The sequence below is a fragment of the Roseateles sp. P5_E11 genome (genome assembly GCF_054049355.1).
The window spans coordinates 1-7,231 of record NZ_JBFUMO010000289.1 but is presented as its reverse complement, the minus strand read 5'-3'; the positions used below and the strand labels follow the sequence as shown (position 1 = coordinate 7,231).

The following is a 7,231-nucleotide window of genomic DNA, read 5'->3' as shown; positions in this document are numbered from 1 at the left end:
GTGTTGGGGTACTTCTTGACGAAGTCGGCGCTGGTGCCCAGCACCTTCTCCGGATGGTCCTTCCAGAGGTCCTGCGTCGTGTTGGCCGTGATGCCGATGCCGTCCATGATGGCGCGGTGGTTCCAGGGCTCGCCGACGCAGAAGCCGTCCATGTTGCCCACGCGCATATTGGCCACCATCTGCGGCGGCGGCACGGTGATGAGCTTGGCGCCCGACATCGGGTTGATGCCCGCGGCGGCCAGCCAGTAATGCATCCACATCGCGTGGGTGCCGGTCGGGAAGGTGCCAGCGAAGGTGTATTCGCGCGGGTTGGCCGCCATCACCTTGGCCAGCGACGGGCCGTCGACGGCGCCCTTGTCGGCCAGCGCCTTGGACAGCGTGAAGGCCTGGCCGTTGTGGTTCAGGTTCATCAGCACGGCCATGTCCTTCTTGGGGCCGCTGGTGCCCAGATGGACGCCGTAGACGAGGCCGTAGAGCACATGGGCCATGTCGAGTTCGCCGTTGACGAGCTTGTCGCGCACGCCGGCCCAGGAGGCCTCCTTGGTCGGGATGATCTTGACGCCGTACTTCTTGTCGAAGCCCAGCTCGGCTGCCATCACGACCGATGCGCAATCCGTCAGCGGGATGAAGCCGATGCGCACTTCCTCCTTCTCGGGCTTGTCCGATCCCTGGGCCCAGGCACCGCCGGCCAAGCCGAGGGTGGGGAGGGCTGCAGCCGCGGCCAGCAGGCTGCGGCGCTGAAGGTGGGGCGTGGCGTTCGAGTTGTCGCTGGCGGTCATCACGGGCTCCTGTTCATGCAAGGCGCAACGCCGTGCGACCACGCATCGCCCGCACCGCGACGAGCAGTGCGAGCGACAAAGGAGAGGTCGGACGCCGTTGTCCCGAAGTGCCGGCCGATTCATCAGCCGGCCGGCCCGAGAGGCCTGCGCCATTGCAGGCCTCGCATTGGTTAACGCAGGTTGCGTGCCAGCCCCCGCACCGTGGCGCCAGGCCCGATTTGCACGCGCTTGGCGCATGGCAGGCGCTGTGGCGGGCGGTTTGCGCCGGGTCGGTGCGTGCAGTCGCGACGCGTGTTGGTGCGTCCGGGTGCGCGGCGCCCCGGGTGCGGGCATGCATTTTTAGGAGCGCCCGCAATTGCCCGCCGACGGGGGCAGCCGCTTCAATGCGGCCATACCAAGACAGGGAGTGCCCCATGCGGCTGGACAACTACAGCGTTGCCCCTTTTGAAAGCCTTGATGCCTTCGATCCGGTGCAGCGTGACGCCGATGCGCCCCGGCATGGCGCATCTCGCTCTCGAGAAAGCAGCCAAGCAGCGAGCAATTGCAACGATGGAACAACATACGATCGGGAAGCTTCCTGATCGTCAGACCGACAGAGCTGGGCGGCTCCTATGCCATTCCCAAGGTGCTGATTCCGGATCCGAAGACGCTGCCGCCGAAACACTGAATGACACGCATCATGTCGCTTCGAGAAGACCTGGAAAATTTCAACGGTTCGATCAATCTGGCGATCGGCAACCCACCCGATGATTACCCCGATTGGAGCTATGTGACCTATGAAAGCCACATGGCCGACATCAAGGAACTGTGGGCATCGATTCGCCCTGCGCTGAAGCGCGACCTGGCCGAAGCCCAGCAGATCGACGCCAAACTCGCCGAGATGTTCAGCGCCTTTGACGCCGGTGAGAAGGAACGGGGCCGCAAGGCAGCGCTGTTCATCTACAACATGGAGCCGACCCGGCTGCGCTGATCGCCGCGACTGCCGCTGTGCTTCACATGGCAGCCGGGGCGACGGATCGGCACTCAGCTTTGCCACTCCAAGCCCCATGCACGACTGCTGGCGGTGATGGATGCGCCGCCCGACCGGCAACCGAAGTTGCTCCAGGACTTCGTCAAGCATTGGTACGCCGAACTCCACCGCCCGCCCAGGAAGGGCATGTCACGCCTGATCAACCTGGACGAATGGCCCTACTGGTATGACAACCACGAGGGCGTCAGCAGCTATTTCAGCTATTGGTGCGTGGAAGCCGTCGCCGTCGTGAAAGCTTTCGGCGTCGACGACTCGCTCTGCCTTTCGCTCCCCAACTACCCCGGTGACCTGCTGAGGCCGCAAGGACCGACAACGCACGCCGGCAACGGCCTCGCGCCCGCCCCGGCGCCGGCCCCAACCAAGCCGGGTTGGTTGCAAAAGCTCAGGCGTGCGTTTTAGCGCGATAGCTTGAGGTGAACTGGCGAACCCCAAGAAGTAGCGGTCAGTCGACGTTGGGGTTGCGACCCAACTTACCGCGCTGGGCCGAGGCGATGCAGGCGGGCAAGGAGGTGAGGGTGGAGGTCAGTCCTGTCTATGCCGCTGTTGGCGAGGTGCCCACGAGGATCGACGTGAGGTATTGGATCGACGGCGCGGCGACCAAACGAGTGTTTCCCAATACCCCCGGGGGATGAATTTGATGCTGAACAAACTTGATGAATCTGTGCAGGCCATCGCCGGGGCGTTGCATGCGGTTTGCGAAAGCTCTGGTGCGGCGAAAGTGCGCTTCTGTTTCCGGGTCACGCCTGATGCAAGCGTGTTGGCGCCTGACTACTGGTTCACGTCGCCGGATGGCGCTGTCAGGAAGGACTTTCCGAAGCGGGAACTTGAAAGCCTGGTTGAAGATGCTGCGCTGCGTCACTGGCGCCTTGCCCAGGACCTCGGCCAACCCCGCTGGTACATGATGACTGTCAACCTCGAGCGCAGTGGCAAATACTCGGTGGACTTCGAGTACCGCGACGACTACAAGGAAGGCGACATCATGAAAGAGCTGGATTGACGAGGCTGCACGTGCAAGTTCGACATCCCGATCCTTCTTGGCAGGCCGGTGCCCAGGCGCCGTACATGACGCACACGCAGCARCCGCCGCATCAGCCCTGATTGGTGCGCGGGCGCCCCAGGCCGAGGCTCAGCGGGCGCGCAGCAGCTGATCCGCATCAATCAGGCGCATGGCGACCGAGGCCAGCGTCTGCCCGCCGTCCATGGCCAGCTGGCGCAGGCGCTGGAAGGCCGCCTCCTCGTCCAGCCCTTGCTCGCGCATCAGGATGCCGCGGGCCTTCTCGACGAGCTTGCGCTCGGCCAGCTGGGTCTGGGTCTGGCGCAGGTCGCGCTGCAGGGTCTGGTCGTGCTCGAAGCGGGCCAGGGCCAGTTGCAAGAGGGCACCCAGGCGCTGCGGCGGCAGGCCGGCGAGCTGCAGGGTGCTGATGCCGGCCTGCAGGGCGGCGCGCATCTGCTCCGGGCCCATCTGCTCGGCAAAGAGCAGCACCGGGCGGGGCTGTTGCTGCAGGGATTCGCCCAACTGGGCCAGCAGCTCGGGTGTGGGCTGCTCGCAGTCGACCAGCAGCAGCTCGGGTGCCAGGCGCTGCAGGGCCATGGGCAGGGCATCAGGCTGGGCGACGAGGTCGATGACGTCGACGAGCTGGCAGCGCAGTCGGATCAGCTCCAGGCGGATGACGGGGCTGCGGCGCTGGCCGGCATCCGCCAGCAGCACGCGCAGCCCGGGGAGGGCAAACGGGGGCGTGTTCATGCCCCAGGGCAGTGCAAATAGCGTGCCGTGGGGCGTTTCCTAGGTCTTCAGCGGCAAATACAGGTGCACGACACCGCGCCGGCCGGGTGCCGACTCGCCCAGGTAGCAGGCATAGGGCGGCAGCTGCGGATGCGGCTGGTGCTGCTCGATGCGCAGGCGCTGCATGGCCTGGTACCAGGCCAGCTCCAGCGCCTCGGGCGGGCCGTCGTAGCGCAGTACATAGGCGGCGTGGGCCGCTTGCTGCTGCAGCTTGAGGCCGTTGGGCAATGCGGCATCGGCGGGAAGTTCGACGCCGACCCGGCAGTCGACGATGCGCAGCTTGAGCTGGGTCTTCAGATAGTGGATGGTGGCGGTGCCGGTTGCCGCCAGCCCCGCCGTGGCGAGTTGCTCACGCACCTCCTTGATCCGTGGCGGCAACTCCGCGGCCAGCTTGTCCAGCGGGCCGCGGTGGTGCGCCTGGGCGTAGGCGTGGGCGCGTTGCTCCTGCACGCCGAGGTAATCCAGCGTGTAGGCCGGGGGCGTTGACTCCAGCGTCGCGGCGAGGCGGTCCAGGCCGAAGCGCAGGTCCAGGGCGGTGGCGCCTTGTACGGTGGCGGCAAAGGCGCGCAGCGTGAAGGCGACGCGGCCCTTGAAGCGCCAGGTGACCTGGGTGCCGCCCGGCGCGGGGTCGAAGCGCCAGTCCGAGCGGCCGCGATAGGCAAAGGGCAGGGCGAACTGCAGGCGCTGGCGCAGCGCGCGCGACGGCGTCTGCCTCGTCTGGCGCACGCTGCCGCGGCCGACGTGGGGCACGTCCCAGGCCAGGGCGATGCCGTCGGCCTCGGCACGCGCGCCACGCGCATGCTCCAGCCAGGGGTTCCAGGCCTGCCACTGCGCCAGGTCGGCCACCCGCTGGTAGATGGCCTCAGGCGGCGCAGCGATGAGCCGGCTCTCCTCGGCCCGCACCCGGCCGCTGTAGCGGCCCATGTAGACGAGCAGCAGCACTGTCAGCAGGGCCAGCGCGAAGAGGAGCGCACTCATGGTCGGCTCCTTAGAGCATGCCCATCATTTGGGGAACGACGAGCGTCAGCCATGGCCAGTAGGTGACGATGACGAGGAAGACGATCATCGTCAGCAGCCAGGGCATGACGGCCTTGGTCAGCTCGGTGATGCCCAACTTCGAGATGCCCGAAGCGACGTACAGGTTCAGGCCCACCGGCGGGTGGCACAGGCCCACTTCCATGTTGACGTCGATCAGGATGCCGAAGTGCACCGGGTTCACGCCCAGCTGCATGGCGGCCGGGAAGAAGATCGGCGCCATGATCAGGATGATGGACGACGGGTCCATGAAGTTGCCCGCACCCAGCAGCACCAGGTTGACGACGAACAGGAAACCGCTCTGCCCCAGGTTCATGCCCAGCAGCCAGTCGGCCAGTTGGTGGGGCAGGTTCTCGTTGGTCAGCACGAAGGAGAACAGCACCGCGTTCGTGATGATGTAGAGCAGCATCGCGGACATGTTGGCCGAGTCCTTCAGCACCTTGGGCACGTCCTTGAGCTTCAGGTCCTTGTAGACAAAGATGGCCACGAAGAAGGAGTACACCGCCGCCATCGCCGCCGCCTCGGTGGCCGTGAAGGCGCCCGACCAGATGCCGCCGACGATGATGACGACGAGCAGCAGGCCCCAGAAGCTCTTGCGGAAGGCCTGGAAGCGGGCCATCCAGCCCATGCGGGCCAGGCGCGGGTAGTTGTTCTTGCGGGCGATGTACCAGGTCACCGCGGCCAGCATCAGGGCCAGCGTGATGCCGGGCAGCAGGCCGGCGACGAACAGGGCGCCGATGGAGGTGTTGGTCGAGATCGCGTAGATGACCTTCGGAATCGACGGCAGCATCAGGATGCCCAGCGACCCGGCCGTGATGATGACGCCGGCGCCGAAGCGCATCGGGTAGCCGTGAGCCACCATGGCCGGCAACACGATGGAGCCGATGGCCACGACCGTCGCGACCGAGGAGCCGCAGACCAGCGCGAACATCGAGCAGGCCAGGATGGACGCCAGCGCCAGGCCGCCGTGGAAATGCCCCACCATCGACGTGGCGAAGTTGATCATCCGCCGCGYGACACCGCCGTGGGTCAGGAAGTTGYCGGCCAGGATGAAGAAGGGCACGGCCATGATTTCCCACTTCTCGATGCCCGTGAACAGCTTCAGGGCGACCGATTCGATGGGGACCTGGGTCATCGTGACGATGAAGGTCATCACGGTGAGGCCGAGCGAGATGCTGATCGGCATGCCGGTCAGCATCAGCGCCAGCAGCAGGCTGAAGATGATGAGTGCATTCATTTGCGGGCCTCCACTTCCAGCGGGGTCTGTTCATCCACGCCCTCGACGTGGGACTCGTCATGCTTGGGCAGTTCGCCGGTCTTGTGGAAGGTCCAGCAGACCTGCAGGAAGCGATAGCACATCAGCGCCGAACCGAGCGGGATGGCCGAATAGACCATCCAGGTCGGCCATTCCAGGTCAGGCGTCGTCGGGCCTTCGTAGACGTCCTCGCGCGGCTGGCCGATGAGGTCCAGGAAGGCGTGGTGGGCGCCGTTGTCCCAGACGAAGGTGCCGCCCAGCACCGCGATGGCGCCGGTGAACAGCGCGCCGGCCAGCAGGCCGAAGATGACGAAGCGGCCGCGGTTGGCGGGCGACATGCGGTTGATGATGACGTCCACGCCGACGTGGATGCCGGTGCGCACGCCATAGGCCGCGCCGAACTTGCACATCCACACGAACAGGATGATGCAGAGCTCCTGGGCCCAGCTCACGTGGATCTTGAGGGCGATGTCCTGGATATAGGGCAGCCCGGCCAGGTAGCGGTGTACGACGGCGAAAAAGATCACCAGCGTCGCCGCGGCCATCAGGAAGGAGATCATCCACTCCTCCAGATGATTGAGCGCTTTGTTCAACATGAGTTTCTCCAACCGCTTCCGGCGCACGCCAGGCGGTGTATTGACCGAGCGAAGCCGCGGAACTGGCTTTGCCAGGCCGCTGGCTTGCCCCCTGGGGGGCCGGCGTCAGCCGGTACGGGGGGGCTTATTTCGGCGCGACGAAGCCAGCCGTCTTGTAGGCGGCCTCGATGGTGGCCTTGCCGACGCGCGATTCCATCTCCTTGTGGACGGGCATCAGCGCCTTCTTCCACTCGTTGGTCTCGGCGGGCGTCGGCGTGTAGATGGTCACCTTGCCGCTGGCCTTGATGCCTTCCAGCGCGCGGCCGTTCTCGGTGCTGGCGATGGCGTTGGCATAGGTCGTGGCTTCCTTGATGGCCGCTTCCAGCTGGGTGCGGATGTCCGCCGGCAGGCCGTCCCAGAACTTCTTGTTGACGATGACCGCATAGGCCAGGTGGCCGTGATTGGACATCGTCATGTGCTTTTGCACTTCGAAGATCTTCTGCGTGTAGAAGTTGCTCGGCACGCCTTCGGTGCCGTCCACCACACCGGTCTGCAGTGCCTGGTAGAGCTCGGAGAAGGCCATCACCTGCGGGATGGCGCCCAGGGCGCGCATCTGCGCGTCCAGCACCTTGCTGGACTGGATGCGCATCTTCATGCCCTTGAAGTCCGCCACGTTGTGCAGCGGCTTGTTGGCGCTCATGATGTGGAAGCCGTTGTCCCAGTAGGCCAGGCCCTTGATGCCCTTGGGTTCCAGCTTCTTGAAGAGATCGGCAC

The 7,231-nt window shown here is 65.6% G+C and carries 10 protein-coding genes; 4 read left to right on the top strand and 6 right to left on the bottom strand.

From position 1 onward, the window contains the following. The coding region (locus ACXJKR_RS19500; protein WP_457324221.1) for a CmpA/NrtA family ABC transporter substrate-binding protein at positions 1-779 on the bottom strand (779 nt) is incomplete at its 3' end. A gap of 413 nt (positions 780-1,192) precedes the next feature. Here ACXJKR_RS19500 and ACXJKR_RS19495 point away from each other — a divergent pair. The 4 genes from ACXJKR_RS19495 (at position 1,193) to ACXJKR_RS19480 (ending at position 2,806) form a co-directional block, all read left to right on the top strand. Continuing rightward, on the top strand, positions 1,193-1,360 hold the full coding sequence (locus ACXJKR_RS19495; RefSeq protein ID WP_457324220.1) for a hypothetical protein: 168 nt from the start codon (positions 1,193-1,195) through the stop codon (positions 1,358-1,360). An 86-nt stretch (positions 1,361-1,446) separates the two neighbouring features. Beyond that, entirely contained in the window at positions 1,447-1,749 is a 303-nt protein-coding gene (locus ACXJKR_RS19490; protein ID WP_457324219.1) for a hypothetical protein, read from the top strand. Between the two features lie 9 nt (positions 1,750-1,758). Further along, positions 1,759-2,208, top strand: a complete 450-nt coding sequence (locus ACXJKR_RS19485) for a PoNe immunity protein domain-containing protein (RefSeq protein ID WP_457324222.1) — start codon at positions 1,759-1,761, stop codon at positions 2,206-2,208. 229 nt (positions 2,209-2,437) lie between these two features. Beyond that, positions 2,438-2,806, top strand: coding sequence for a hypothetical protein (locus ACXJKR_RS19480; protein WP_457324218.1), 369 nt, complete (start codon positions 2,438-2,440; stop codon positions 2,804-2,806). 129 nt (positions 2,807-2,935) lie between these two features. On the opposite strand, the gene ACXJKR_RS19475 is transcribed toward ACXJKR_RS19480, so the two are convergent. From ACXJKR_RS19475 to ACXJKR_RS19455, 5 genes are all read right to left on the bottom strand, one after another. After that, a complete protein-coding gene (locus tag ACXJKR_RS19475) occupies positions 2,936-3,553 on the bottom strand; it encodes an ANTAR domain-containing response regulator (RefSeq protein ID WP_056194563.1) in 618 nt (205 codons plus the stop codon). 39 nt (positions 3,554-3,592) lie between these two features. Then, positions 3,593-4,570: an SRPBCC family protein gene (locus ACXJKR_RS19470; protein ID WP_457324217.1), complete on the bottom strand. Its 978-nt coding sequence runs from the start codon at positions 4,568-4,570 to the stop codon at positions 3,593-3,595. 10 nt (positions 4,571-4,580) lie between these two features. Then, entirely contained in the window at positions 4,581-5,864 is a 1,284-nt protein-coding gene (locus ACXJKR_RS19465) for a TRAP transporter large permease (RefSeq protein WP_457324216.1), read from the bottom strand. Further along, entirely contained in the window at positions 5,861-6,478 is a 618-nt protein-coding gene (locus ACXJKR_RS19460) for a TRAP transporter small permease (protein ID WP_056194556.1), read from the bottom strand. Before ACXJKR_RS19460 ends, ACXJKR_RS19465 begins: the two co-directional genes overlap by 4 nt. 124 nt (positions 6,479-6,602) lie before the next feature. Then, positions 6,603-7,231, bottom strand: a 629-nt coding sequence (locus ACXJKR_RS19455; RefSeq protein ID WP_457324215.1) for a DctP family TRAP transporter solute-binding subunit, incomplete at its 5' end; no start/stop codon positions are given.

Bases quoted from the DNA above. Each gene is read 5' to 3' on its own strand.
- ACXJKR_RS19495 (WP_457324220.1), top strand. From the start codon at position 1,193: ATGCGGCTGGACAACTACAGCGTTGCCCCTTTTGAAAGCCTTGATGCC.
- ACXJKR_RS19490 (WP_457324219.1), top strand. From the start codon at position 1,447: ATGACACGCATCATGTCGCTTCGAGAAGACCTGGAAAATTTCAACGGT.
- ACXJKR_RS19480 (WP_457324218.1), top strand. From the start codon at position 2,438: ATGAATTTGATGCTGAACAAACTTGATGAATCTGTGCAGGCCATCGCC.
- ACXJKR_RS19460 (WP_056194556.1), bottom strand. From the start codon at position 6,478: ATGTTGAACAAAGCGCTCAATCATCTGGAGGAGTGGATGATCTCCTTC.
- ACXJKR_RS19475 (WP_056194563.1), bottom strand. From the start codon at position 3,553: ATGAACACGCCCCCGTTTGCCCTCCCCGGGCTGCGCGTGCTGCTGGCG.
- ACXJKR_RS19470 (WP_457324217.1), bottom strand. From the start codon at position 4,570: ATGAGTGCGCTCCTCTTCGCGCTGGCCCTGCTGACAGTGCTGCTGCTC.